At 62.2% G+C, this 26,296-nt stretch carries 20 protein-coding genes; 18 read left to right on the plus strand and 2 right to left on the minus strand.

The genetic code is table 11. The features are described from left to right. The first annotated feature begins 1,000 nt into the window (after window positions 1-1,000). From NKI70_RS28170 to NKI70_RS28245, 16 genes are all read left to right on the plus strand, one after another. Window positions 1,001-2,527 (plus strand): FAD-dependent oxidoreductase, encoded by a 1,527-nt coding sequence (locus tag NKI70_RS28170; RefSeq protein ID WP_352647874.1) that lies wholly within the window; start codon window positions 1,001-1,003, stop codon window positions 2,525-2,527. A 640-nt stretch (window positions 2,528-3,167) separates the two neighbouring features. Further along, window positions 3,168-4,370, plus strand: coding sequence for an ABC transporter substrate-binding protein (locus tag NKI70_RS28175; RefSeq protein WP_352621169.1), 1,203 nt, complete (start codon window positions 3,168-3,170; stop codon window positions 4,368-4,370). An 83-nt stretch (window positions 4,371-4,453) separates the two neighbouring features. Then, on the plus strand, window positions 4,454-5,320 hold the full coding sequence (locus NKI70_RS28180; protein ID WP_023679424.1) for a branched-chain amino acid ABC transporter permease: 867 nt from the start codon (window positions 4,454-4,456) through the stop codon (window positions 5,318-5,320). A 7-nt stretch (window positions 5,321-5,327) separates the two neighbouring features. Then, window positions 5,328-6,302, plus strand: coding sequence for a branched-chain amino acid ABC transporter permease (locus NKI70_RS28185; RefSeq protein WP_023679425.1), 975 nt, complete (start codon window positions 5,328-5,330; stop codon window positions 6,300-6,302). A 3-nt stretch (window positions 6,303-6,305) separates the two neighbouring features. After that, window positions 6,306-7,085 carry an ABC transporter ATP-binding protein gene (locus tag NKI70_RS28190; protein WP_023679426.1) on the plus strand — a complete coding sequence of 260 codons (780 nt, stop codon included), beginning with the start codon at window positions 6,306-6,308 and terminating at the stop codon, window positions 7,083-7,085. After that, window positions 7,082-7,804 carry an ABC transporter ATP-binding protein gene (locus NKI70_RS28195; RefSeq protein ID WP_023679427.1) on the plus strand — a complete coding sequence of 241 codons (723 nt, stop codon included), beginning with the start codon at window positions 7,082-7,084 and terminating at the stop codon, window positions 7,802-7,804. Before NKI70_RS28190 ends, NKI70_RS28195 begins: the two co-directional genes overlap by 4 nt. A gap of 11 nt (window positions 7,805-7,815) precedes the next feature. Then, window positions 7,816-8,595 (plus strand): aspartate/glutamate racemase family protein, encoded by a 780-nt coding sequence (locus tag NKI70_RS28200; protein ID WP_352647876.1) that lies wholly within the window; start codon window positions 7,816-7,818, stop codon window positions 8,593-8,595. Window positions 8,596-8,701: 106 nt separating this feature from the next. Next, the gene (locus NKI70_RS28205) at window positions 8,702-9,409 is read left to right on the plus strand and encodes a GntR family transcriptional regulator (protein ID WP_352621166.1); all 708 of its coding nucleotides are present in this window, start codon (window positions 8,702-8,704) and stop codon (window positions 9,407-9,409) included. A gap of 1,682 nt (window positions 9,410-11,091) precedes the next feature. Further along, window positions 11,092-12,531, plus strand: coding sequence for an NAD(P)-binding domain-containing protein (locus NKI70_RS28210; RefSeq protein ID WP_352637657.1), 1,440 nt, complete (start codon window positions 11,092-11,094; stop codon window positions 12,529-12,531). Window positions 12,532-12,555: 24 nt separating this feature from the next. Further along, window positions 12,556-13,731, plus strand: a complete 1,176-nt coding sequence (locus NKI70_RS28215; RefSeq protein ID WP_352637659.1) for an acyl-CoA dehydrogenase family protein — start codon at window positions 12,556-12,558, stop codon at window positions 13,729-13,731. Window positions 13,732-13,744: 13 nt separating this feature from the next. After that, window positions 13,745-15,100: an LLM class flavin-dependent oxidoreductase gene (locus NKI70_RS28220; RefSeq protein WP_352637661.1), complete on the plus strand. Its 1,356-nt coding sequence runs from the start codon at window positions 13,745-13,747 to the stop codon at window positions 15,098-15,100. A 7-nt stretch (window positions 15,101-15,107) separates the two neighbouring features. Continuing rightward, window positions 15,108-15,449 (plus strand): DUF3088 domain-containing protein, encoded by a 342-nt coding sequence (locus NKI70_RS28225; protein ID WP_352637662.1) that lies wholly within the window; start codon window positions 15,108-15,110, stop codon window positions 15,447-15,449. Window positions 15,450-15,453: 4 nt separating this feature from the next. Continuing rightward, window positions 15,454-16,635, plus strand: coding sequence for an acyl-CoA dehydrogenase family protein (locus NKI70_RS28230; RefSeq protein WP_352637664.1), 1,182 nt, complete (start codon window positions 15,454-15,456; stop codon window positions 16,633-16,635). Next, window positions 16,632-17,987, plus strand: coding sequence for an LLM class flavin-dependent oxidoreductase (locus NKI70_RS28235; RefSeq protein WP_352647890.1), 1,356 nt, complete (start codon window positions 16,632-16,634; stop codon window positions 17,985-17,987). The genes NKI70_RS28230 and NKI70_RS28235 overlap by 4 nt, the downstream gene beginning before the upstream one ends. A gap of 74 nt (window positions 17,988-18,061) precedes the next feature. Beyond that, window positions 18,062-19,138: an LLM class flavin-dependent oxidoreductase gene (locus NKI70_RS28240; RefSeq protein ID WP_352647892.1), complete on the plus strand. Its 1,077-nt coding sequence runs from the start codon at window positions 18,062-18,064 to the stop codon at window positions 19,136-19,138. Window positions 19,139-19,200: 62 nt separating this feature from the next. After that, window positions 19,201-20,061, plus strand: coding sequence for an NADPH-dependent oxidoreductase (locus tag NKI70_RS28245; RefSeq protein WP_352647894.1), 861 nt, complete (start codon window positions 19,201-19,203; stop codon window positions 20,059-20,061). Between the two features lie 31 nt (window positions 20,062-20,092). Here NKI70_RS28245 and gcvA read toward each other — a convergent pair whose 3' ends face one another. Continuing rightward, window positions 20,093-21,058, minus strand: coding sequence for a transcriptional regulator GcvA (gcvA, locus tag NKI70_RS28250; protein WP_502897804.1), 966 nt, complete (start codon window positions 21,056-21,058; stop codon window positions 20,093-20,095). 387 nt (window positions 21,059-21,445) lie between these two features. Here gcvA and NKI70_RS28255 point away from each other — a divergent pair, with 387 nt between their 5' ends. Further along, on the plus strand, window positions 21,446-23,041 hold the full coding sequence (locus tag NKI70_RS28255) for an ABC transporter substrate-binding protein (protein ID WP_023679442.1): 1,596 nt from the start codon (window positions 21,446-21,448) through the stop codon (window positions 23,039-23,041). A gap of 97 nt (window positions 23,042-23,138) precedes the next feature. Continuing rightward, a complete protein-coding gene (locus tag NKI70_RS28260) occupies window positions 23,139-24,734 on the plus strand; it encodes an ABC transporter substrate-binding protein (RefSeq protein ID WP_352622002.1) in 1,596 nt (531 codons plus the stop codon). 80 nt (window positions 24,735-24,814) lie between these two features. Here the strand turns inward: NKI70_RS28260 and NKI70_RS28265 are convergent, their stop codons facing one another. Then, window positions 24,815-26,254, minus strand: coding sequence for an FAD/NAD(P)-binding protein (locus NKI70_RS28265; RefSeq protein WP_352700322.1), 1,440 nt, complete (start codon window positions 26,252-26,254; stop codon window positions 24,815-24,817). Window positions 26,255-26,296: the final 42 nt, after the last annotated feature.

The following is a 26,296-nucleotide window of genomic DNA, read 5'->3' on the forward strand; positions in this document are numbered from 1 at the left end:
TCACGCGGCCCGAGCAGGTCGAGGACAATCTCGGTGCGCTGGAGAAAGGGCCGCTGCCGGCAACGGTGATGGCCGAGATCGACGCAGTGCTGAAAATTGCCGAGACTGCGTAGGGTGTGGTGAATCCGGAATTCGGACCACGTTGGAGCAAAACTGCACACGAAAGTTCCGTTTTCGTTCCTACGATGGGGCGGTCGACGGGTGTCGTGAGGCGCCGTTTGATGCTATTCGAGGGTGCGAGGCGATAACGGTTTCCGATATATTCGGTCGTCGGTCGCAGGACCGTACGGAACGATGCGGGAATACTGGCGATTCTGGTCCACGAAAACGCCAATGAAATCAATGTTTTTGGCGCATCCTCCGGGCCCACCATTGTCGTTATTTATCAATGACTTAGCATCATATTTTGGTTTGGTTGGCCAAGTCAATATTGGCGAACCACGGTGTATCGCGTTGATTTTATTGATTTATGGTAGGCTCCCGAGGACTGCCGATCGATTTGCTGCGCGAGCGTGGCGCATTCGTGCAGTCTTCCAGTCAACGGACGAACTTATGCAAATCCCTGCTCACACATCTGAACTTGGCTCGCACTTTCCGACCGTTGAGACTCACAACAACTGCGACCCTTCGGAGCCCGCTGTCGGCTTATTTTACCCCATTCCCTACACGCGCCATAGATAGGTCCATCCCAAAGCTGGCTCGATTGGCGGGCCGCGCCTCACGCCAGACGATCTATTAGGCTGCGCACGGCCTTCAGACCCACAAGGACGACAAAGGCGCTGCCGCAAGCTCGTCGCCGAAGGGCACGAGATCGGAAATTCAAGCGTGCATGCCGCCCACTGGCAACAAATGATGTGGTCGGACGTTTGGGCACAAGCGGTGTCGGGCACCTGAAGGCGCACTAGCCAGGCGGAAGGTATTCCGAGGCCGGCGGACCTGAAGATTTCCCGCTTCTTAGCCGTCCAGGCGATTTGACACTGTATCGCCAAGGGAGAAGAAAATGGCTGAAGGTCATTCCAAATTAGACGGGCCGGATCTGGTCCAGGGCGTCGCGTTCGCCGATCTTCCCGATGGCGGCAAGTTCGTCGGCCATTGTGGCAGCGAGCAGGTACTGCTGGTGCGCCGCGGGGCTGAGGTCTTCGCCATCGGGGCGGCATGTACACATTACGGTGGGCCGCTCGTCGACGGTCTTGTGGTGGGGGATACTGTCCGGTGTCCGTGGCATCACGCGTGCTTCGATTTGCGCACTGGCGAGGCCTTGCATGCCCCCGCCTTCAATCCAATCGCATGCTGGTCGGTGGAACTACGCGATGAACGGATATTTGTGGGCGAGAAGCGCAAGCGGACGGCACCGAAGCAGCGCGATAGAGGCTCCGGCCAGGTTCCCGAGAATATCGTCATTGTCGGCGGCGGCGCGGCCGGTTTCGCAGCGGCCGAAAAACTGCGGCGCGAACACTATCATGGCAGCATCGTCATGCTCAGCAACGACGAAGCGCCACCCGTTGATCGGCCCAATCTTTCCAAAGATTACCTCGCCGGCAAAGCACCGGAGGATTGGATCCCGCTCCGCCGGGAGAGCTTCTACTCAAAGAACGATATCGATCTGCATCTCAATGCCGACGTCGTCAGCATCGATGCACGTTCTGGCGAGGTTGTACTCGCTGATGGCGCCCGGACCCCCTATGACAGGCTGCTGCTTGCGACCGGAGCCGAACCGGTCCGCCTCACTATCCCCGGCGCCGACCAGCCACAGGTTCACACGCTGCGCTCGCTCGCAGATTGCAAGGCGATCATCGAGCGAGCCACGACTGCGCGCCGCGCCGTCGTGCTTGGCGCCAGTTTCATTGGCCTGGAAGTTGCCGCGGCCCTGCGCTTGCGCGACATCGAAGTTCATGTCGTGGCACCGGAGAGACGGCCCATGGAGCGGGTCCTTGGTCCGCAAATGGGCGACTTCATCCGCGCCCTCCATGAGCAGAATGGTGTCTTATTCCGTCTCGAAGATACCGCGAGCAGCATCGACGGCACCAACGTGAAACTAAGTAGTGGCAATACGTTGACGGCAGATTTCGTCGTCGTCGGCATCGGCGTGCGACCGCGGACTGGGCTTGCCGAGAAGGCAGGGCTGACCGTTGACGACGGGGTCGTCGTGAACGCGTTTCTGGAGACGAGCGCGCCAGGGATCTTCGCCGCCGGTGACATTGCGCGGTGGCCCGATCCTCACACTGGCGAGAACATTCGGGTCGAGCATTGGGTGGTAGCAGAGAGGCAGGGGCAAACCGCAGCACTCAACATACTCGGCCATCGCGAGAAATTCGTCGCCGTGCCGTTCTTTTGGAGCCAGCATTACGATATTCCCATCAACTATGTCGGTCATGCCGGACAATGGGACGAGATCGCGGTCGATGGAGACATCATTGCCAAAGATTGCCTGCTGCGCTTCAAGCGCAAAGGGCGCACGCTGGCTGTCGCTTCGATCTCCCGCGACATCGAAAGTCTAGAGACAGAGGTGGAAATGGAGCGCCAATGACCTAGCGAAGTGCAAGCTGTTATCCGCCTTCCGTGGCGATCAACATCCAATTGCGCTTCCTCGAGGATATCACAGGCGAACGTCCACGCATCGATCACCTTAATGATCTCCTGGGGATCGCCAGCAACGATCGCATCATTGGGCCGAGCGTGTAACGCTGGCCAGGTCGGAAACGAAGCGAACAGCAATCTCAGCGGTATCATCTCCTTGAGAACGTTGACGACCCGTCGCTTCGCTCGTTCCGATGGACGTCAGCCGCAGCATCTCCTACCGACCCCGGCGTTCTGCAATCGCTCGCGACCTAATCCGCGCGCTGCGTTCGCTCGGCTTCGTCACCTCTTCCTCTCTACCTAGGCGGAAATCAGAGTCGCCGCCGCTCCGGGCGGGAGAGTCGCAAGAGACCCTGTTGGCCTCCTCGACGGCAAATCGACGTCGGCATAGCGCGACGAGGGTGCGGGTGGTGGACAGTACGACAGCATCGGACGCTAAATCCGCAAGCGTTCCTTCGCACACCTTGCGCACGATTGTATACGAAAATGAAGAATAATGTTGACAATTTTCCAATCCAGGTTTCCCTTTAAGGCATCCGCGCAGCCGATGAGCAAAACACAAAGCGCGATAACCAGAAGGGGAATGCAGAATGATCAACCGACGCGCGACTCTCAAATCGATGGCGCTTGGCGCCGTCTCGACCCTGGCCATCGCCGCCATGGGTATCCCGTCCGTGCAGGCCCAGAACAAGGAACTGAAGATCGGATTCGTCGGTGTCACAAGCGGCTCCGCCGCCGCCTGGGGCACATCGAATGTGCGTTCAATGCAGACGCGTGCCGCCTGGCTCAACGAAACCGGCGGCGTCAAGATCGGTGACAGCACCTACAACGTCAACATCGTTACCTTCGACGATCAGAAAGACCCAAAGCGCGCCATCGCCGGCATGGAGAAGATGGCTCAGGAGGGCATCCACTATGTGGTCGGCCCGAATGTCGATGACGGTGCCGCCGCCGTGCGTCCGGTCGCCGAGGCCAACGGCATCATTTATTTCCCGTACGCTTTCCCGAAGGCGCTTTATCAGAAGCCTGCCTCGAATGCCGTGCTCGGCATGATCGCCAACTATCAATCGGGCCCGGCGATCTACAAATATCTCAAGGAAAAAAAGGGGGTGAAGACGATCGCCTTCGTTGCCGCCAATGAATCGGATCCGTTGAGCCAGCGCGATGGTGGCGTCGAGGCAGCCAAGGCATTGGGCCTCGAGATTGTCGCCCAGAACGACACCTATCAGAACGACACGCGCGACTTCACGCCGGTGCTCACGCCGATCGTTTCGCTGAAGCCCGACCTGCTGGTGCTATCCGGCGTCGCGCCCGCCAATGCGCCGCTGCTCATCCGCGCCGCCCGTGAGCTCGGTTTCGAGGGCCTGATCTCGACCGAAACGGCGCAGGACGCCAAGGTTCTGGAGGAGGGCGCTGGCGAGTACGCCAACGGCTTCATCTCCGTCGGTGGCGCCTCCACGCCGGAAATCGCCTCCGACACGATGAAGGAATTCGTCGACCGCTACACCAAGATGTTCGGCGAATACAATGACGAGTCCAATACCAAGGTCTATGCGCTCGAATACATCCTCGAAACGCTGAAGGCCAATCCGGCGGCAATCGACAATGTCGAGGAGTTCAAGAAGACCATCGACACCTTCTCGGCTCCCAACCCTTACCTGAAAGGCGACGCCAAGCTGAGCTATGTTGGGACGACCTCTTTCGGCCAGAAGCGTCAGCTCGCGGTGCCGATGGTTGTCAATGAGTACAAGGACGGCGCCTTCCAGACCCTGTTCGTCGGCTCGGTTGATTAGGGTTAGGTTCCTGCGGTTATTTCCTCCCGCGTTGCCGGGGGCCCGGAGCATGTTCCGGGTCTCTCGGAAGATCGAAGGCGTCAATGGAACAGGTCATCGCCAACGGATTCTACCTCGGTGCCCAATATGCACTGATCGCACTGGGGCTCACGCTTATCTTCGCCTTGATGAACGTGCTCAACTTCGCCCATGGGCAGATGTATGTGCTGGGCGGGTTCATCACCTACACAATCTACGGACAACTCGGGCTGCCTTTTGTTGTGGCGCTGCTGGCGTCCGGCGTGACGCTCGCTGTCGTCGGCGCGCTGATGGAGAAATTCCTCTTCCGAACTGTCATCAGGCGAAGTCTACGCGAAGAAAGCACAATGCTGCTCGCGGCGGCAACGGCATTCTTTTTTGACGCGGTCATCCTGCTGTTGTTCGGTGAAAAACAGCGCGGTGTCCCCAAGATCGTCAAGGGCGTGTTCAACGAGGGCGGCATCATCATGCCCTATGACCGTATGGTCGTCGGCGTGCTCGCACTGGTCTTCATCGCGGCCTTTGTCCTCTACATGCAGTACAGCAGGGTCGGGCGAGCCATGCGGGCGCTGGCCCAGGATCGGGTCGCCGCCCAATTGATGGGCGTTCAGGTCGATCGCTATTCGATGATCGGCTTCGCCATGGGCGCCATGCTGGCGGGCATCGTCGGCGGTCTTTTGGTCACCATCACTGGCGTCAATTCCGGCATCGGCGGGCCGATCTCGATCAAGGCCTTCATGATGGTGATGATCGGCGGCGCCGGCGTTGTCGGCGGTGCGATCGCCGGCGGCTTCATCCTTGGCATGATGGAGTCGGTCGGCCTCACCGTGCTGCGCCAATATGGCGACGTCACTTACCTCGTCATCTTCGCCGCGCTGATGGTGTTCCTGTCGATCCGCCCCAACGGGCTGATGGGCAAGCCGTGGGGTTGATGGTGCCATGACGCGTAGCGTGAAAATCGCCCCGGTTGCCGCCTTTCTGGCGATCGTCTTCATCGCCGTGCCGGTTCTGATCTCGGCCAGCGGCCGGATCGACCTCTATTACACGCTCACCTCGGTGGCGTTGCTTAGCATCGCCAGTGCCGGCGTGTGGCTCACTTTCTACATCGGCCGGATCAATATCGGCCAGGGCGCGTATGCGCTGATGGGTGGCTACGTCTCGGCCATACTTGTGGTGACCTATGGCTGGTCGTTCTGGCTGACGCTGCCGGTCGCCGGCCTGTTTTGCGCGGCCGCAAGCGTGCTTATCGGCCTGCCGATCCTGCGCCTACGCGGCGTCTACTTCGCCATGGTGACGCTGGTGCTGACCGAGGTTGCGCGGCTTCTGGCGCTGGCGCTGCCGATCACCAACGGTGCCAAGGGCATGGTCAGCATCCCGCTGCCTGGGGCGCTCACGATTCTGGGCCTCACCATCATCCCGGATTTCGCCACGTTGCATAATTCTCGGCTGGCCTTCTACCTGCTGGCGGTCGCGCTTATGCTGGTCTGTTTCGCGGTGGTGTACCGGCTGGTTCATTCGCGCGTCGGCAAGCTCTGCCAGTCGCTCCAGCAGAACGAAGATCTGGCCTCGTCGATCGGCGTCAATATCGCCTATCTGCGCGTCATAGCCTATGCCGTCTCGTCCTTCTTCGGCGGCGTCGCCGGTGCGATCTTCGCCGCCATCTCGCAGTCGATCTATCCGTCGAGCTTCACGGTCACCGACTCTGTCAACTTCATGCTGAACTGCTTCCTCGGCGGGCTCGGCTACGTATTCGGGCCGATGCTCGGCACGCTGGTGCTTTATTTCGGCTGGGACCTCCTGTTCCAGACTGGCCGGTTCCAGCTTCTGATCTACTCGACCTTGATGATCGTGCTGATGCTGTTTCTGCCCAATGGGCTGCTCAGCCTTGCGGCCACGACCCGCAAGAAGGGTTGAGCCATGGCCGATCTGCTTGAGGTCTCGGCTCTGACGAAACGCTTCGGCGGTCTCGTCGCGGTCAACAACATCTCCTTTTCGGTGCGCGAGAAGGAGATTCTGTCGGTCATCGGTCCCAACGGCGCCGGCAAGTCGACGCTATTCAAGCTGATCTCGTCGTTCCTCAGGCCGACATCGGGCGAAGTGCGCTTAAAGGGCGAGCGCATCTCCGATCTCGCGCCGCACATAGCCGCACGCAAAGGCGTCGTCCGGACGTTTCAGGAAACGACGATCTTCAAAAACATGAGCGTGCGCGACAACGTCATCATCGCTCACCATCTGCGCTCCACCGCGAGCCTGCTTGGCTTCTTCCTCGGTACTGGCACGGCTAAGGCTGACGAGGCAGCCTTTGGCGCATCAGCCGACGAGATTCTGGCGTTGCTTGGCCTGTCGTCGCTCGCCGGCGAAATCGCCCGAAACTTGCCGCACGGTCACTTGCGGGCTCTCGGCATCGCCATCGGCCTCGCCACGAGCCCGTCGATCCTGCTGCTTGACGAGCCCTTCGCCGGGATGAACCACGACGAGACGATGAGAATGGTGGCGATGGTCAGACGGTTGCGCGAGCGCGGCCTCACCATCCTTCTGGTCGAGCACGACATGCCTGCCGTAATGAAGATTTCTGACCGCATCGTCGTCTTGAATTTCGGCCAGAAGATCGCCGAGGGAACGCCAGCGGAAATCCAGAACAATGACAAGGTGATCGAGGCTTATCTCGGCAGCGAAGACGAGGCCATCGGGCTATGAACCAGATCCTGAAATTTGCTGATGTCCAACTCTACTATGATCACGTCTACGCGCTGAAGGGCGTGTCGCTGGAAGTCAATGAGGGCGAGACCGTCGCGTTGGTCGGCGCCAATGGCGCCGGCAAGTCGTCGATCCTTCGCGCCATTACTGGGCTGCGCAAGATCAAGTCCGGCGAGATCCACTACAATGGCCGGCGCATCGACGCCGCCGCCCCCGATGCGATCGTCAAGATGGGCATCGCCATGGTGCCGGAGGGACGCCGTGTCTTCCCTTACATGTCGGTCAAGGACAATCTCCTTATGGGCGCCTTCACCCGATCCGACAAGGCCGAGATCGCTGGCTCGCTGGAAATGGTGCTTGGCCGCTTCCCCCGCCTCAAGGAGCGCTATTCGCAAGCCGCCGGCACGATGAGCGGCGGCGAGCAGCAGATGCTGGTCATCGGCCGCGCGCTGATGGCCAAGCCGCGTCTGCTGCTGCTCGACGAGCCGTCGCTGGGCGTCGCGCCCAAGCTCGTCCAGGACCTTGCCCGCTCGATCGTGGCGATCAATCGCGACGAGAAAGTCAGCGTTCTGCTGGTCGAGCAGAACTCACGCATGGCGCTGCGCATTTCCCAGAGAGCCTATGCGCTGACTACCGGCAGCGTTGCGCTGAGTGGGAACTCCGCTGATTTGCTGACCGACGAACGGGTCAAGCATCTTTATCTCGGCGGCGAGATTTGAGGCTGATCGGCATGCGCATACTCGTCATCAATCCCAACACGACCGCATCGATGACCGCCAAGATCGGCAAGGTCGCGACGAGCGTCGCTTCTGCCGGGACGGAAATCGTTTCGGTGAATCCCGGCGATGGTCCGCCGAGCATCGAAGGCTATTACGACGAAGTCTTCGCTATTCCGGGTATCGTCGCCGAAATGAGCAAGGCGGCCGCTATCGATGCCTATGTCATCGCATGTTTCGACGATACCGGGCTGGACGCGGCACGTTGCGCCGCCGAGGCCCCGGTCATCGGCATCGGCGAGGCCGCCTTCCACCTCGCTAGTCTCGTCGCCGGCAAGTTCAGCGTCGTGACGACGCTCGCCCGCTCCGTCCCCGCGATCGAGCACAACCTGGCGAAATACGGCCTCGCGTCGCGCTGCGCGAAAGTCAGGTCGTCGGAAGTTGCCGTGCTCGATCTCGAACTGCCGGGCTCGGACGCCAGGGCCAGAATCTCGGACGAGATCGCGCGCGCCATCAACGAGGACAGGGCGGAGGCGATCGTTCTTGGCTGCGCAGGCATGGCCGATCTGGCAAGCAGCCTATCGGAGGAACACGGCGTTCCCGTACTCGACGGTGTCGCCTGCGCGGTCACCTTGGCAGAGAGCCTTTTCAGAGTCGGTCTGAGGACATCGAAGATTGGTGGCTACGCTGCTCCCCGCGGCAAACGGTTTTCGGGCATCTATGAATCGCTGTCTCCGGCGGGCGCTGCGGCAGCTATACCGCCGACCCAGAACGCGCCTGGCCCCACAAATTGAGATACTGTGTCCCGGGATTGACCGCCACGTAAGCGATACTAGATTGCATCGACCGTTGAGCTGTTTGGGATGAATCAGGCAGTATCGTGCCTGCGCGTTGAGAAGCATGTTGACAGTGCTCAGAGAAGAAGACCGCGACGAAAAACCGGCAGCCCGCTGGTCGCCGATTTACTATGGTCTGAGAGATGCCATCGTCAGCCACCGTCTCGCCCCTGGCACCAAGCTGCCGGAAGATGAGCTGGCGTCGATCTATTCGGTGAGCCGAACCGTCATTCGTGCCGCCCTGCAAGCTCTGGCTCATGACCGGTTGGCGCGGCTGGAGCCAAACCGCGGCGCCTTCGTGGCCCAGCCATCGACGGTGGAAGCGCGAGAGGTATTCGAGGCACGAGCGCTGATTGAACCAAAGGTGGCTTGGCTTGCCGCGAAGGCAGCAGTGCCATCCGACATTGCGCAGTTGCGGCAGCATCTCGAGAGGGAGCATGAAGCACTTCACGCCGGCCGGGACAGTGAGGCGATCATGCTGTCGGCACGTTTCCACGTAGGCGTCGCCGAAATCGCTGCACATTCGGTGTTCACCAAATTCGTTCGCGACCTTGTCTCTCATTCTTCTCTCATCATCGCACTCTACTGGAAACGGCGCGACGCGACCTGTGAGAAACACGCCCATCACGCTCTGGTCGATGCAATCGAAGCAGGGCGTAGTTCCCAAGCGGCCGACCTGATGACCAGCCATCTGGTCGACCTCCTGTCGGGGCTCGACCTCACAGACAAAATAGAAAAGTCAGACAACCTCTCGGATTTGCTTCGTCCGTAGAACAGGAGAGGACACAGCACTGCTGTACCCGAACAGCGCCAATTGCCGGCGCTGCCCGGATTATGGTCTCACGAGTTTTCGGCGCTTGATGCAGTGGGAGTGACGCCCAAGGAAACGGATCGAAAGAAGCGGGATTGGCAAGCGCGCTCCGCGCTAGCATAGTCCAGGCTCGTGAGATGGCGGTAGTTCAGGTCGCCGACCAAGTCCAGTGCCCAGATGTATTCCGCCCCCAATTGCTTCATTGACTAAGCTTGGGAAGAGGGCACTTCAATGAAGGGAAAGGTTCGGTCCCTGCGCAGGCTTACCTCGATGTGACGCGATTACTCCAATTGAAGAGGCTAAATGACTGAAGTGGTGGACTTTTTTGCGGACAGAATGACCGAGAGTGAGCGGGCAGGATCGAAGCGGATCGTAGCGTAGGGAAACATCGGATGCCGGCGCGCAGCATCGTGTCATGGCGTAGAAAAGGCGGGGCTCGCCGGGCTGAACGAAACCGCGAACTTATGTGTTGCAGATTGCCCTCAAAGCTACGCCAGAGCCCTCCGTCAGGATGCGGAAGCGTGATCGCGACCGCGCCGAGCGGATCCGGCTTGCCGGTGGCCCAAAGCCGACATTGAGGGAACGCGCCGTCTCGCTCGCTCTTGAGAACGGCGAAGTCCGGACAAAAGACCTGACCGACATCGGCGTTCCTCGCTGCTACCTCGCCCGCATGTGCAAGGAAAGCTTGCTCGTGAAGGTGGGCTATGGGAGCTACCGTGTGGCAGTTCCCAAACAGGGCCTCAAGCTAGTCCGCCATGCAGCTTAATTCGGGCTGCCGCATCTGCTATGTCGTTGACGATCGCTGCGCGCGCCTCGGCGCTGTCGCGCTTATCAAGTGCTGCAAGAAGCTTCTCATGATGCCTCACCGGGCGGCCGCGGAATACTGGCGCGCGCTGTGCCATTTGGTGCTGACGAAGCGGTTGTGACATGTTCGGCAGCCCGCGGGATAGGGCCGCGATGTTCGACTGTCTGGCTGTCGCGGTACCATACGGAACGATACGGGAAGATTTCCGACTTTGGCCCACGAAAAAGCCAATGAAATCAACAATCTTGGTACATCCTCCGGGCCCACCATATTATTACATATCAATATGTTACGCTTAATTCTTCGGGTTTGAATTGAGCGCTGTCGGGTAAATCCGTGACTTTTAGCGAAATGATTTTGGGCCCGTTCGTCGATTTTCTCCGTCTCGTTGATGGCACCCGTCACAGGTAGCTCAACACTCCCGGCTTCAAAAGACCCTTCAGCGATGCGTACGGCAATCGGCGGCAACGACGTGCAATTAGGCGGGTTCTGAACTCGGCCGTAGTCTCAAAATGCCCTTGTGCGGAGCAAAGTGTGGATCCATCCGCTTGCAGGTTCATGACCCTTCGCCAATCGCCGCTCCAGTCGCGAGCGGAATACCGGCACCAATTGCACCGGCCGCGGCGGTCCGTAGACCGCGGCTGCGGCCCGGTCATCCGCTGGCCGGGTAGTATCGCGTCTCCTGGAAGCTCCGATCTCCATTTGCCCGATGGCGCTCCCGATTGTGAAATCGGATGCAAGTGAAAAAAACTACCGGGCAATCAAAGCAGACATTTCTGGACTGTTTGCCGACTGGGGCGGAGTTTGGCGCGACGCTTGAACTTCAGCCGGAGCCCAAATGGCTTTACCATCCGATCCAGATTTCCACGCCCATGAAACACTTCGGCTGATCGGCCCTGATCCGCAGAACTGGGTGCCGGACCGCGAGGGCATCAACCACAATGTCTTCATCGTCGGCGGCGGGCAGACGGGCGCCACCTTTGCCTTCGCGTTGAGGCGCGCCGGCATCGGCAAGGTTACGGTCATCGATGCCGCGCCGGACGAGAGCAAGGCTGGCATCTGGCTCTCCCATGCGCGGATGAACCGGTTGCGAACGCCAAAGGGCTTGCCGGGGCCGGAACTCGGCTTGCCGGGCTTGAGTTTTCAGTCCTGGTACGAAGCCCGCCACGGTGCGGAAGCCTATGCCGGTTTCGACCGCATCGTACGGACGGATTGGGCGAACTACCTGAAATGGTATCGCGACTTTCTCGGCATCGGCATTCGTTACGGCACACGTCTCATTCGCATCGAGCCGGCTGGCGGGCATTTTCGCCTGCACCTCGAAGCCGACGGCACGCCATCGGTCGAAACGGCGCGCAAGATCATTCTGGCCAATGGATTTGGCGGCAGCGGCGGTCCAGTGATACCGGCGGTACTTGCCGCCTTGCCGCAGGGCCTTGTCGCACACAGTTCGGCGGCAATCGATTTTGCCTCGCTCAAGGGAAAGGCAATCGCTGTCGTCGGGTCGGCGGCTTCGGCATTCGATGCGGCCGGAGCTGCCCTTGAGGCCGGCGCGAAATCGGTGCGTCTGTTCGCCAGACGCACCAGCATCGCCAGCGTGCCGATCAACCGCGTGCGCGGCTATCCCGGGGCCTATGACAATTATCCGCTGCTGCCCGTTGCGGTGCGCTGGCGCCAGGCGCTGCGCTTCCGCGAGGCCGGTTCGACGCCACCGCTCGATGCGGTGGAGCGGGCGGTGCGGCACCAGAATTTTCATCTCCATCTCGGTGCCCCCTGGACAAATGCGGATGTCGAAGACGGCAAGGTCGTCACCGAGATCGCCGGCGAAACATTTGCCTTCGACTTCGTCATCGCCGGTACCGGCTATTTTGCCGACCCGACCCGCAAGCCGGAACTTGCCGATTTCGCCACCGCCATCCGGCTATGGCGCGACCAGTACGCGCCGTCGGAAGCAGAGCGGGATGAGTTTTTCGGCGCCCATCCTTATCTCGGCCTCGGCCATGAATTTCTCGAGAAGGCGCCGGGGGAGGCGCCATTCCTGAGGAATATCCATGTCTTCAATCCCGGCGGCTTTGTCAGTTTCGGCCTGCCGATCGGCGATGTGCCGTCGATCAGGCGCGATGTGCCGGCTGTGGTCGCGCGCATCAGCCGCGATCTCTTCCTCGCCGATCTCGACAGCCATGAGAGTCGCATAACCGGGAGCCATCCGGCCGAGTTCGGCGAAGACGCCTATGCCGCTTCCGTCTGGCGGCCGGCGCGGACGATCGCGGCGGAATAGACGCATTTCCATGGACAAACGCCGATGACCTTCAGCCCTGACCTTTCCGACCCGTTCGTCGCCACGGCGGTCGAACTGCGCGATATCTTCGATCGGGATGCCGTGGCGCGCGACAAGGCCGGCGGGCGGCCGGTCGAGCAAATCCGTCTGCTGAAGGAAAGCGGCCTGCCGTCGGCGCAGATTCCCAAGCGCTATGGCGGCAAGGGCGCACCCTGGCTGTCGGTGCTGCGCGTCGTGCGCGAATTCGCCCGCACCGACGGCTCGCTCGCCCATCTCTACGGCTACCATCATCTGCCGCTCAACGGCGTGCTGTTTCGCGGGACCGAGGCGCAGAAGGACCGACTGCTGAAACGCTCGGCAAGGGAGAACTGGGTCTGGGGCAATTCCGGCAACGCCATGTCGAAGACGTCGACGGCCAGGCGCAACGGCACGGGCTGGATCCTGAGCGGCTTTCGGCCCTTTTCTTCCGGTTCGCACATCGCTGACTATATCCAGGTCGCCTGGGAGGACGGTCAGGACCGGCTGGCAGCCGCAATCCCGGCTGACCGTGAGGGCATCGTCATTGAGGACGACTGGGACGGCGTCGGACAGCGCCAGACGGGTTCCGGCAAGGTCACCTTCAAGGACGTGCATGTCGGTGATGACGAACTGATTGGCTCGCCCGCGGTGCCGCTGACGCCATTCCAGACGCTGACGTCACTGTTCCAGCAGGCGGTCCTGCTCAACCTGTTCGTCGGCAGCGCGCAAGGAGCGCTGAGCGAAGGCCGCGACTATACGGTCTCGCAATCGCGCCCCTGGGTCTATTCCGGCTATGAGAAACATACCGACGATCCGTTCGTGCAACGCAAATATGGCGACCTCTATATCCGCACGCTCGCCGCGGCCGAACTGGCCGATATAGCGGCATGCAGCCTCGATGCCGCCTATGGCCAGGGCGAGGCGTTGACCCTGGAGCAGCGCGGGCAGACGGCGATCGATCTCGCCACCGCCAATGTCTACGCTGGACAAATCGGCCTCGATGCGTCGAGCGAGGTTTTCGAGGTGATGGGCGCCCGCTCAGCCACCAAGGCCAACGGCTACGACAGGTTCTGGCGCAACGTGCGCACGCACACGCTGCACAATCCGGCCGAATACAAGAAGCGCACGATCGGCACCTGGTTGCTGACCGGGGAATTCCCGGTCGGCGGATTGTATCGCTGAGGAGGCGCGGAACATGGCCAGCCGCAAGGACAAGGTCAAGCTTGGAGCCTTTCTTCTCTTCACCGGCCACCATGTCGCAGCCTGGCGCCACCCGGAGGCAGGAGAAGGGACCAGCCTCAACGACTATGTCGAGCTGGCCCGGCTGGCGGAAGCAGCCAAGTTCGACACGATCTTCTTCGCCGACGGCGTGGCGGCGCGGCTGAAGGATCTGGAGGCCGCCAGCCGCAAGGCGCATAGCGGCGTCTATCCGTTCGAGCCGATCACGCTGCTGTCGGCACTGTCGGCTGTGACCAGGAATATCGGCCTCATCGCCACGGCGTCGACCAGTTTTTCCGATCCCTACAATCTGGCCCGCCAGTTCGCGTCGCTCGACCATCTGAGCGGCGGGCGGGCCGGCTGGAATCTGGTCACTTCGTCCGATCCGGAGGCAGCGTTCAATTTCGGTCACGAGACGCATATCCAGCATGGCGAGCGCTACGACCGCGCCGAGGAATTCGCCGATGTCGTGCTCGGCCTGTGGGACAGCTGGGAAGATGACGCCTTCCCGCGCGACAGAGCAAGCGGGCGCTATTTCGACAAGGACAAACTGCATGTGCTGAACCACAAGGGCCAGCACTTCAAGGTGCGTGGTCCCCTGAACACGCCGCGAACGCCGCAAGGCCATCCGGTCGTGGTCCAGGCCGGGGCGTCGGGTCCGGGCAAAGAGCTGGCGGCTCGTACCGCGGAAGCGATTTTCGCGGCGCAGATCACGCTCGACGAAGCCACCGCCTTCTATGCCGACGTCAAGGGCAGGCTCGGCAAATATGGCCGCTCGGAGGATGACCTGAAAGTCCTGCCAGGCATTTTCCCGGTCGTCGGCCGCACCGAAGCCGAGGCGCGGGAGAAGTTCGAACAGCTGCAGGATCTCATCCAGCCGGAAGTCGGCCTCGGTCTGGTCTCGGCGCTGGCCGGCGGCTTCGACCTCAGCGCCTATCCGCTCGACGGGCCGGTGCCGGATTTGCCGGAGACCAATGCCGGCAAGAGCCGGCAGGCTCTGGTGATCGATCTGGCGCGACGCGAGAATCTGACGATCCGGCAGCTCTATCTGCGCATCGCCGGCGCCCGCGGCCACTGGCAAGTGGTCGGCACGCCGCAACAGATCGCCGACATCATGGAAGAGCGGTTCGAGAATTACGGTGCCGACGGCTTCAACATCATGGCGCCGATCATGCCCGGCGGCCTGAAGGATTTCATCGAGCTGGTGGTGCCGGAACTGCGCCGCCGTGGCCTGTTCCGCGATGAGTATGAGGGCAGCACCTTGCGCGACAATCTCGGCCTGAAGCGGCCGGCAAACCGCTTTTCGCGGCATGCCGCGGCGGCTGCGGAGTAGGCCGGCAATGGCGCGCGACACGCTCTTTCTCATCCAGCCGGGTTTCGCCGACCCAAAGCAGCCGGGCCAGACGTTCGTCTGCCCCTATTGCAACCAGGTTGAGGGATTGCTCGCTGCCTTTCCCGATCTCGCCAGCAGACTAGACGTCGAACGCGTCCCGTTCGCAAGGCCGAGGGGCAAGGTGATCGACGCGCTCGGCGAACGGCACCAGTCGCTGCCGGTGCTGATCATCGGCAGCGATCCGCCCGCCGACTTGCCGAGGGCCAAGGGCAAGGTCTTCGCCGATGACACCAGGCGCATTCTCGCACTGCTTGCCGAGCGCCACGGCTTCCCGCATCTGCATGAGTGAGACGATGACCTTCGATCCCGATACGTCCAATCCATGGATCGCCAAGGCGGTCGAGCTGCGCGACATCTTTGCCCGCGATGCGGTCGAGCGCGACCAGCTTGGCGGCAGGCCTACCGAACAGATCCGTCTGCTCAAGCAAAGCGGCCTGCTCACCATCGTCATCCCCAAGGAATTCGGCGGCGCCGGCGAACCCTATTCGACAGCGCTGAAGATCGGGCGCGAGTTCGCCAAGGTCGACGGCTCGATCGGCCATATCTATGGCTACCATTTCAGCGCGCTGATCGCCGCCAGGCTCAATTCGGACGAACCGCGCTCAGCCGATCTGCTACGGCGTTCGGCTGCCGGCGACTGGTTCTGGGGCAACACCGGCAACAGTTTTTCCAAAACGCTGTTCGGCCGCAAAGATGGCGAGTGGACGATCGTCAACGGCTTCAAACCCTTCGCCTCCGGCTCGCATGTCGCCGACTATCTTTCGACCTCGTGGGAAGACGAGGTCAGCGGCGAGAGGAAATTCGCGGCGATCCCGGCGAACCGCGAAGGCATCACCGTTCTCGACGACTGGGACGGCATCGGCCAGACGCAGACCGGCAGCGGCAAGGTCGCCTACAAGGACGTCAGGATCCACGACAGCGAGTTGGTGCGCGGTTGGGTCGACGCGTCGTTGCCAATCCGCACCATCGGCCCGCTGCAGCAGCAGAGCGTGTTGCTCAATGTCTTTGTCGGCACGGCCCAGGGCGCGCTGCTGGCGGCGCGAGATTATACGCTCAATAGTTCGCGGCCGTGGATGTATTCCGGCGTCGAGCGCCATATCGACGATCCATGGATCAAGCGGCAGTATGGCGAGCTCTGGGTCAAGACGCGGGCGGCGACGGCGCTGGCCGATCGCGCGGGGGCGGCGATCGATCATGCGATCGCGCGCGGCAAGGCGCTGACCGAGCAAGAACGCGGTGAGGCGGCGGTTGCCGTCGCCGCGGCCAATGTGCTGGCAGGCGATGTCGCGCTCGAAGTCACGACCGAGATATTCGAGGTGATGGGTGCCCGCTCCGCAGTGCGCAAATACGGCTTCGACCGCTTCTGGCGCAACGCACGCATTCACACCTTGCACAACCCTGCCGAATACAAGACCCGCACCGTCGGCACCTGGTATCTGACCGGCGCTTATCCCGAGCCCGGCGTCTTTCGATGAGCGGCCGGCAGCTCCATCTCAACGTCAACGTCCTGCATGCCGGCTTCTCGCCGGCGGCATGGCGGATGGACGGCGTCGACCCCTATGCCGCCTTCACCGTCGACCACTATGTACAGGTGGCGAAGATCGCAGAGCGCGCAAAGCTCGACGCCGTATTCCTTGCCGACCAGGCGGCGATATCGGACCGCATTGACTATCGTCCGATCACGTCGCTGGAGCCGACCATCGTGCTGGCGACGGTAGCCGCCGCAACCGAGCGCATCGGCCTGATCGCCACGGTATCGACCAGCTTCAACGAGCCCTACAATATCGCCAGGCGCTTCGCGACGCTCGACCATGTCAGCGGCGGACGCATCGGCTGGAACATCGTCACCACGGCCGATCCCGCCTCGGCCCGCAATTTCGGCCTCAACGGTGCCATCGATCATGGCCGGCGCTACGAGCGGGCGGCGGAATTCGCTGACATCGTCAAGGCATTGTGGGACAGCTGGGAGGACGATGCCTTCATCGGTGATGTCGCCAGCGGGCGCTTCGTCGATGCCACCAAGGTTCACGCCATCGACCACAAGGGCGCACATTTCTCGGTGCACGGGCCGCACAATGTGCCGCGTTCGCCGCAAGGGCATCCGGTGGTCGTCCAGGCCGGCGGGTCCGATGACGGCAAGGACCTCGCCGCCCGCCACGCCGAAGCCGTGTTTTCCGCATCGCAATCTTTCGAGGAAGCGCTCGGCTATGCGCGGGAACTTAAGGCGCGTGCCGTCGCCTATGGCCGCACCGGCGGCGTGCCGCTCAACCTCGCCGGCCTAGCCACCATCATCGGCAGCACAGAGGCGGAAGCGGAGCGGCGGCAAGAAGAGCTGTGGGATCGCATTCCGCTCGACTACAGCCTTGGGCGGCTGTCCGGCGTGCTCGGCATCGACCGCGAGCGGCTGAAGCTCGACGAGAAGCTGCCAGAAGGGATTCAACTGCCCCCCAATGGCGGCCACACCTTCTTCAAGGCCACGCTCGCGCTCGCGCGCAGCAACGATTTCACCGTTCGCCAGCTGATCCGGGCGCTGAACGGCAGCACCGGCCACCGCACCATCGTCGGCACGCCCGAGCAGATCGCCGACGACATCGAAAGATGGTTTGTCGCCGGCGCCGCCGACGGTTTCAACCTGATGCCGGACGTCCTGCCGACCGGACTGGAGGTCTTTGTCGACACGGTGGTGCCGATCCTACGCCGGCGTGGCCTGTTCCGCAGCGAATATGAAGCGCGCACGCTGCGCGACCACCTCGGCCTTATCAGGCCCGAAAGCCGCTTTGCACCGCAGCCGCGCAAGGCGCCAGGGCTGCAAGGGGCAGCCTTTTGAATGATCATCAAAATGCAGCTGAGCGGAAGGTCCTGCCATTGACCTGCATGCCCGACAAAAATACAGGCCCGAGAATGAGCGCTGATACCGAGTTTCTTTGGTACATCCCGAACCAGGTCGATCCCGGTCATCGCGGCGAGCCGGCCGTCGAGGACCACAACAGCCTGGAGACGCTGACCAGCCACGCGAAGGCGCTTGAGGAACACGGTTGGAAGGGCGCGCTGATCGGTACCGGCTGGGGGCGGCCCGACACGTTCACCGTCGCCGCCTCGCTCGCCGCGCGGACCACCTCCTTCGAACCGCTCATCGCGATCCGCCCGGGTTACTGGCGGCCGGCGCACTTCGCATCCGCGGTCGCCACGCTCGACCAGCTGATCGCCGGGCGCGTGCGTATCAACATAGTGTCGGGCAAGGACAACCTCGCTGCGTATGGCGACAGCGAAGGCGAGCAGAACCATCGCTATGCCCGCACCGGAGAGTTCATGCGGCTGGTCCGCAGACTTTGGACCGAAGAGAACGTGACCTTTGCGGGCGAGCACTTCCAGGTCACCGGGTCTACCGTCATGCCCCGCATTCCTGTGCGTGGCGATCGTCGCCATCCGAAGCTCTATTTCGGCGGCGCGTCGGAGGCGGCCGAGCGGGTGTCGGCCAGCGAGGCGGATGTCCAGCTCTTCTGGGGCGAGCCGCTCGACGGCGTCCGGGAGCGGATCGAGCGGCTCAAAGCCTTGAGCAGCGAACTCGACCGAGACCTCCCGCCTCTGGAATTCGGGTTGCGGGTCACCACGCTGGTCCGCGACACCACTGGCCAGGCCTGGGCGGACGCCGAGGCGAAGGTCGAGGAGATGGCCAAGGGCCAAGGCGCCGGCTGGAACGATCACGGTCGGGCGGTAGCGGTGGGCCAGCAGCGTCTGCTTGATCTGCACGCGCGTGGCGAGGTGCTGGACGACAACCTCTATACTGCGCCGGGCAAATATGGCGGCGGCGGTGCCGGTACCACCTGGCTGGTCGGCTCGGCCGCCGACGTCGCCCACTCGCTCGGCAGGTACGGGGATCTGGGCATCACGCATTTCGTGCTCTCGGACACGCCGTACCTTTCCGAGATCAAGCGGCAAGGCGATCAGTTGCTTCCGCTATTGCGCAATGGGGCCTAAGCCGCGCTTCTTGAACCGGCAAGGGCCGGCGAGGGAAGCCAGATTGCCAAGTAGGGAAGACGATGTCACAGCCGGCCGCCTTCAGCATCCGCCCTTCCGACGCCGACCTGCGTGGTGAAGCGGCGCTGCGGCGGCGTTACCGGGCGCCGCAACATACGCACACCGGAAACTGGAACGAAGCCCTCGAGGCGATCCTTTCGCATCGCTCGGTCCGCAACTATCTCGCCAGGCCTCTGCCCGAAGGAATGCTCGAACTGATCATCGCGGCCGCCCAGTCGGCACCGACCTCGTCCAATCTCCAGGCGTGGAGTGTCGTCGTCGTCGAGGATCCGGCGCGCAAGGCGCGGCTTGCCGGACTGGCGGCGATCAATCGCCATATCGAGCAGGCGCCACTGCTGCTGGTCTGGCTGGCCGACCTGTCGCGGCTGCGCGCCATAGCCGAGGCAAACGGCCGGGAGGGCGAGGGGCTCGACTATCAGGAGAGTTTTCTGCTGGCCGTGATCGACGCCGCACTTGCCGCGCAGAATGCCGTGGTGGCGATCGATGCGCTCGGGCTCGGCTCCTGCTACATCGGCGCCATGCGCAATCATCCGCAGGAGGTGGCACGCGAACTCGGTCTGCCGCCGGAAACCGTGGCGGTGTTCGGCCTGACCGTCGGCTATCCCGATCTCCTGGCTGCGACTGACATCAAGCCCAGACTGCCGCAGGCTGTGGTGCTGCACCGCGAGCGCTATCGATCAGAGCCCGATCCGGACGATCTTGCAGCCTACAACCAGAGGCTTCGTTTATTCCAGCAGGAGCAGGCGATGCCTGTGGTGGACTGGACAGAGTTGCTTTCGAACCGCATCGGCAGCAAAGCAGCGCTGAAAGGCCGTGATCGCCTGGGCGAAGTGCTGAAGGCCCTGGGCTTCAAGCTCAAATAGGCGCGCGCCTGCTCGCGAGACCGAGGCGGGGCTATTCGGCGGCGATGATGGCGATGCGCGCCGGCAGCGCCGCCGGCGGCGTGAAGTCGAGCGCGCCAAGCCTCCGCGCCTCGGCCTTCAGCCAGCCATGGAAGCGCTCGACTGTCGCCAGCTTCGCCTTGTGCGGTGTCGTCGCGAAATAATAGGAAAACTCGACCGGCTGCGGTGAGCCGAACGGACTGACCAGCCGCCCTGCGGCAAGGTCAGGCTCGGCCAGCCGGAATTTGCCGAGACCGATGCCCTTGCCGGCAGCAGCAGCGTCGAGCACCAGTGACGATTGGCTAAGCCGTATACCGCCCTCGACAAAGCGGCCAGACAGGCCGTTGGATCTCAGCCAGCCCTTCCAGTCAGGGCAGCTTGGATCGCGTTCCGGACCGTCCTCATGCAGGATCGGTGCGTCACGCAGCCCCTCCGGCCCGCGATAGAGACCGTGCATGCGGGCAAATTCCGGGCTGCAGACGGGGAGCACCGCTTCCGAAAAAAGCCGTTCCGTCAGCAGGCCGCTATAGGCGCCCGACCCGTAGCGGATGACGCAGTCGACGTCTTCGCTGGCAAAGTCGGCAAGCCTGGTCGATGCGTTGACCAGCACTTCTAGGCCGGGTACCGCGTCGCGCAGTGCGTCGAGGCGCGGGATCAGCCATTTGCTGGCGAAGGAGGGCGCGACCGACACTTTGATCGGCGCATCCTCCTCGTCGCCGGAAATCCGCGCGACCGACTCGACAACGACGTCGAAAGCCTCGGTGAGGCCGGGCATCAGCGCCTGGCCGGCCGACGTCAGCAGAAGCTCGCCGCGGTTGCGATGGAACAGCGGTTGACCGAGGTGATCCTCGAGCAGGCGGATCTGCTGGCCGATGGCGGCAGGCGTCACATGGAGTTCTTCGGCCGCCCGCGTAAAGCTCAGGTGGCGGGCGGTTGCGACAAAAGCGCGAAGCGACGTCAGCGGCGGAAGCCTCGCCAACGTCGGCCGCAGCTTCCTTGATTTTGCGCGAATGAGATCGACCATAGAGCGCATTCAACACGTTCAGGCCGGGCGCGACGAGGGCGGGCTTTGCGCTAAAGTGCTCGGTGGAAAATTTCGTTTGCCGCAGCGTCGCGGCAGCGGGAACGGAAATCTAAAAAATCGTAATGTCTACAATTCTTGTAGAAATAAGATCGGAGCGCTGATTTGGGCGTCGAGCAGCGTTGCCAGATCCTGGAATGAAACGGTCGTGCGAAGCGGTGCTTTCGGCAGACGATAGAAAATCATTCTTCCGGTTTTGCGGCGTGGCAGAGATCATCGCGTCGAGGCGCCGGAGTGTGTTCGGCCGCCGGATGCCATCGAAGCCGTTTTCCGGAGCTCAAGGCCATGTCTGTCAATCGTCGTCATTTCAACCAGCTGCTGTTGCTTGGCGGTGCGAGCTTCGCATTGCCCGGGGTTTCCTTCGCTGCCGAAGGAACGCCGGTCCAGGGTGGCACGCTCAACTGGGCCTACTATCCCGACCCCACGTCGCTGATTGCAATCAACACCTCGTCGGGCACCGGCCAGGCGATCGGTCCCAAGGTGAATGAAGGTCTGCTTGATTTCGCCTATGACCTCAGCCCGAAACCGCTGCTGGCGACGGAGTGGTCGATCAGCGATGACGGCCTGCGCTACACCTTCAAACTGCGCGAGGGCGTCAAATGGCATGACGGCAAGGACTTCACGTCGGAAGACGTTGCCTTCACCATCTTCCGGCTGAAGGAGGCGCATCCGCGCGGCCGCATCACCTACCAAAACGTGACCGCGGTCGAGACGCCCGATCCGCACACCGCCATCATCGTGCTTTCAAAGCCGGCGCCCTATCTGATCACGGCACTGAGCAGCTCGGAATCACCGATTGTGCCGAAGCACGTCTACGAAACGTTCAAGCCGGCGGAACAGCCGAAGCTCGAACAGACGATCGGCACCGGTCCCTTCATTCTCAAGGAATGGGTGCCCGGCAGCCATCTGATCTTCGACCGCAATCCGGATTATTGGGACGCGCCTCGGCCCTACCTCGACCGCATCGTCCTGCACGTCATCCTCGACCCGGCCGCACGTTCGGCGGCTCTTGAAACCGGCGAGATCGATATCGGCGCCAATCCCGTGCCGCTGGCCGACATCGAACGGCTGAAGGCAAACCCCGCTCTGGTCGTCGACACCAACACCTACGCCTATTCCGGCCCACAGCAGCAATTGTTCTTCAACTACGAGAACGAAATCCTGACCAAGCGCGATGTGCGCCTTGCCATCGCCCACGCAATCGACCTGCAGAAGCTGGTCGACATCGCGCTCTACGGTTATGCGCAGGTATCGCCGAGCCCGATCAGCACGGCGCTGCCCAAATGGTATGACCGCAGCATCAAGGCGCGCGAGCCCGATACCAAACTGGCGGAGAAGCTGCTCGACGACGCCGGCTATCCGCGTGGCGCCGATGGCACGCGCTTCAAGCTCCGGCTTGCCTACAACGCGTTCCTGCCGGCGTCCTATGCCGATTTCATCAAGCAGTCGTTGGCGACGGTCGGCATCGATGCCGAGATCCTCAAGCTTGACCTGTCGACGTTCCTGAAGACCGTCTACACCGACCGCGCCTGGGACCTGGTGGTCGAGTCGCTGTCGAACACCTTCGATCCGACGCTCGGCGTCCAGCGCGCCTACTGGTCGAAGAACTTCAAGATCGGCCTCGTCTTCTCCAACGCTAGCCACTATGCAAACCCCAAGGTTGACCAGATCCTCGAAGCCGCGGCAATCGAGCCCGACGAGACCAAGCGGCGCGAGCTCTGGCACAAATTCCAGCACATCATCCATGACGACGTGGTGTCGGTCGATCTGGTCGCCGCCGGCGCCCAGATCGTCGCCAACAAGAAGGTCCGGGATTTTGCGCCCGGCGCTCAGGGGATCAACAACAGCTTCGCGCAGATATGGCTCGCGCCAAACGCCTAAGCGTTCTGCAAGCCCTCTGGTTGGGACCGGCGCGTGAAAACGACGATCCCGACTTTTCTCCATGAAAGATAAATCGCGCCAATTCGGAGTACCGACCATGACCATCAACCGACGCCTGTTCAATCAGTTCCTGCTGCTGGCCGGCGCGAGTGCAGCACTTCCCGCCGGGGCATTCGCAGAAGACGCAAAGCCGGTGGCCGGAGGCACGCTCAACTTCGTCTACTATCCCGAGCCCAACCAGATCGTTTCCATCAACACCAGCGCTGGCGGACCGGCCACCATCGGTCCGAAGATTTTCGACGGCCTGCTCGCCTACGACTACGATCTCAATCCGCGACCGCAACTGGCCACCGAATGGTCGATCAGCGACGACGGGCTCGAATACGTCTTCAAGCTGCGCCAGGGGGTGAAGTTTAGCGATGGCCATGATTTGACCTCCGAGGACGTGGCCTTTTCGATCTCCCGGCTGCGCGAAGCGCATCCGCGCGGGCGCATCACCTTCCAGAACGTCACCGACATCGACACGTCGGACCCGTATATCGTAAAGATCAAATTGTCGAAGCCGTCCGCCGCCCTGATTTCGGGGCTGGCCGCCACGGAATCGCCTGTCGTGCCCAAACACATTTACGAGAAGCTGAAGCCGGCTGACGATCCGTCCTTCGAGCAGATCATCGGCAGCGGGCCGTTCGTGCTGAAGGAATGGGTGAAGGGCAGCCACATCCTCGTCGAAAAGAACCCGACCTATTGGGATGCGCCTAAACCCTATCTCGACCGGATCATTTTCCGCTTCATCACCGATCCGGGCGCGCGCGCCGCGGCGCTCGAAACGGGCGAGGTCGACATCGGACCGAACCCTGTGGCCTTCGCCGATCTGGAGCGTTTCAACGCGCTGCCGCAATTCGTCGTCGACAGCACGGTCTTCACCTATAGCGGCCCGCTGCACCAACTGATCATCAACCTCGAAAACCCGATCCTGAAGGAGAAGAAGGTCCGTCAGGCAATCGCGCACGCGATCGACCTCGACGCGGTCAATGCAATCGTGTTTTACGGTTATGGCCAAGTCTCGCCGACGCCGATCAGCGTCGTCAACAAGAAGTATTTCGACCCCGACGTAAAGGCCGCGACCGTCGATACGGCATTGTCGGAAAAACTGCTCGACGAGGCCGGCTTCAAGCGGGGAGCGGACGGCATTCGCTTCAAGCTCAGGCTCACCAACAATCCCTACAACCCGTGGGGCTATGCCGACTTCCTCAAGCAGGCATTGGCCAAGATAGGCATCGATGCCGAGATCGAAAAATTCGACTTCGGAACCTATGTCAAAACCATCTACACCGATCGCACCTGGGACCTGTCGACGGAATCCTGCGGCAACATCTTCGATCCGAGCGCCGGCGCACAGCGGCTCTACTGGTCGAAGAACATCAAGAAAGGGCTGCCGTTCTCCAACGGCGCGCACTATGAGAACCCGGAGGTTGACCGTTTGCTGGAAGCCGCATCGGTCGAGCTCGACGAGGCCAAGCGCAAGCAACTCTTCTTCAAGTTCCAGGAGATCATCGCCGACGAGTTGCCGATCATCAATCTGATCGCGCCACCCACCATCATCATCGCCCGCAAAACCGTCAAGAACTACGCGCCTGGCGCCGAAGGCCTGTCAGCGAATTTCGCCGACGCCTATCTCGACCCGAACGCCTAAATCTGCCGGGCAATCATGAGAGAAGGGCCGCATCGAGCTGCGGCCCTTTTCGTTTCTTCCATTTCGCAAAGCCGGTAACTTCAGGCCAAAGCACGCAGCCTTGGGCTGGCTCCGACCAGAAGGCCGGCAAGGGCTATGGCCTGCGCCAGTTGTTCGCCGATTGAGCTCGATTCCCAGGCGACGCCGCGCAGCGGATGGCCGATGGCGAACAGATTGCCATGGGTGTTGCCGTTACCGGCAATCACCTGGCCGCCATGCGTCGCGTCGATGCCGAAGCCGGTTGCATGGGGCCTGACGATGCCGTTCTCAAGCAGGCTGCGGACGAACGGATCGGCGATCCGTCGCCAATCATGCTCCTGATGGCCGCGGCAGTTGACGACGCCGTCGAAGCGCAGCCGTTCGACTGCGCCGGTATCGCGCCAGCGGATTTCAGCGACGATCCCATTTGCCTGCGGATGGAGTGCCAGCACCCGTCCCGCTCCACCCGTCCAACGGCCTTGGCTTCGCGCCAGTGCCACGCGCTCAAAGCTCGGTGGCGCCGCGCGGTGCGCGGTGACATCCCAGAAGGCGCGCAGATGGCGTGCGAACTTCAAGCGCTCCCTGTCGGTGGCGCCCTGCCACAAGGCCAGGATCCACGGCCGGATCGTCAGTGGCAGCCCTTGCCAGTCCAGGCCGGTGGTTTCGATTGCCCGGCGTTCGGCCTTGACCAGTGCGAGAAGCGCCCTGGTGGTTTTCGGCAGCGGCCGCCCGGCGAGGAAATCGCGCCACGCTTCCGTGTTGCGCCGAGGTTCGACGATCTGTCCGCGCCGCGACACGACGCGATAACCGCCCTTGAAGCCGCGCGCTTCCATGCTGGCGACGACGTCGACCATGCTCAGGCTGGAGCCGATCAGCAGCAGTTTCTTGCTGCCGGTGAGCCGGTCGAGCGCCGCCGAATCCCAGGGATTTGCGACGTAGCGGGGATCGCTGATGACAGGTGCTTCTGCCGCCGCTGGCTCGCTCTGGAACACCCCAGTCGCCAGCACGGCCTCATCGGCCAGCAATTGCTGGCCGTCGCCGGTGCCGACGCAGACTCCGGACGGACCCGTCAGCATGTCGACGGCGGATGCCTTGATGTGGCGCAGCGAGGAGCGCCCATCTGCTTCTCGAACCGCTCTCGTCAGTTCCGACTGGACATAGCTGCCGAACAGCCAACGTGGCGGGCTGGAGTCCGGGACATCTTCGGGCGGTGTCCAGCCTTGGTCCGGACCATTCGCCAGGAGCCAGCGGACGAGGTGATCGGGATCGTCTGGATGCAGCGAGAAGATACGCGCCGCGCCGTTGACGAGATGGTTCGGATCGCAGGTGCTGTAGGCAACACCGCGGCCGAGTTGGGCCCGGCGCTCGATGATGGTGATTGCCAGCGGCTCAGTTGAACGGTCGAGCAGCTTGATCGCGGTAACCGCGCCGGCAAAGCCGCCGCCAACGATGATGATTGAACGAGGGATCGAACGTAGCGGGGAGGAAAGGGTATGAAGCATCAAGAACCTTTGCGACGCCGGTGGTCATGGCTCTAGCCCACC

The organism is Mesorhizobium sp. M0500 (assembly GCF_040321165.1).
In the GTDB taxonomy this organism is placed as follows: domain Bacteria; phylum Pseudomonadota; class Alphaproteobacteria; order Rhizobiales; family Rhizobiaceae; genus Mesorhizobium.

Coding starts and splice junctions, on each gene's coding strand:
- NKI70_RS28195 (WP_023679427.1), top strand. CDS start 7,082: ATGAACCAGATCCTGAAATTTGCTGATGTCCAACTCTACTATGATCAC.
- NKI70_RS28205 (WP_352621166.1), top strand. CDS start 8,702: ATGTTGACAGTGCTCAGAGAAGAAGACCGCGACGAAAAACCGGCAGCC.
- NKI70_RS28200 (WP_352647876.1), top strand. CDS start 7,816: ATGCGCATACTCGTCATCAATCCCAACACGACCGCATCGATGACCGCC.
- NKI70_RS28220 (WP_352637661.1), top strand. CDS start 13,745: ATGGCCAGCCGCAAGGACAAGGTCAAGCTTGGAGCCTTTCTTCTCTTC.
- NKI70_RS28170 (WP_352647874.1), top strand. CDS start 1,001: ATGGCTGAAGGTCATTCCAAATTAGACGGGCCGGATCTGGTCCAGGGC.
- NKI70_RS28255 (WP_023679442.1), top strand. CDS start 21,446: ATGTCTGTCAATCGTCGTCATTTCAACCAGCTGCTGTTGCTTGGCGGT.
- NKI70_RS28185 (WP_023679425.1), top strand. CDS start 5,328: ATGACGCGTAGCGTGAAAATCGCCCCGGTTGCCGCCTTTCTGGCGATC.
- NKI70_RS28190 (WP_023679426.1), top strand. CDS start 6,306: ATGGCCGATCTGCTTGAGGTCTCGGCTCTGACGAAACGCTTCGGCGGT.
- NKI70_RS28240 (WP_352647892.1), top strand. CDS start 18,062: ATGAGCGCTGATACCGAGTTTCTTTGGTACATCCCGAACCAGGTCGAT.
- NKI70_RS28225 (WP_352637662.1), top strand. CDS start 15,108: ATGGCGCGCGACACGCTCTTTCTCATCCAGCCGGGTTTCGCCGACCCA.
- NKI70_RS28265 (WP_352700322.1), bottom strand. CDS start 26,254: ATGCTTCATACCCTTTCCTCCCCGCTACGTTCGATCCCTCGTTCAATC.
- NKI70_RS28215 (WP_352637659.1), top strand. CDS start 12,556: ATGACCTTCAGCCCTGACCTTTCCGACCCGTTCGTCGCCACGGCGGTC.
- NKI70_RS28230 (WP_352637664.1), top strand. CDS start 15,454: ATGACCTTCGATCCCGATACGTCCAATCCATGGATCGCCAAGGCGGTC.
- NKI70_RS28245 (WP_352647894.1), top strand. CDS start 19,201: ATGTCACAGCCGGCCGCCTTCAGCATCCGCCCTTCCGACGCCGACCTG.
- NKI70_RS28180 (WP_023679424.1), top strand. CDS start 4,454: ATGGAACAGGTCATCGCCAACGGATTCTACCTCGGTGCCCAATATGCA.
- NKI70_RS28210 (WP_352637657.1), top strand. CDS start 11,092: ATGGCTTTACCATCCGATCCAGATTTCCACGCCCATGAAACACTTCGG.
- NKI70_RS28175 (WP_352621169.1), top strand. CDS start 3,168: ATGATCAACCGACGCGCGACTCTCAAATCGATGGCGCTTGGCGCCGTC.
- NKI70_RS28260 (WP_352622002.1), top strand. CDS start 23,139: ATGACCATCAACCGACGCCTGTTCAATCAGTTCCTGCTGCTGGCCGGC.
- NKI70_RS28235 (WP_352647890.1), top strand. CDS start 16,632: ATGAGCGGCCGGCAGCTCCATCTCAACGTCAACGTCCTGCATGCCGGC.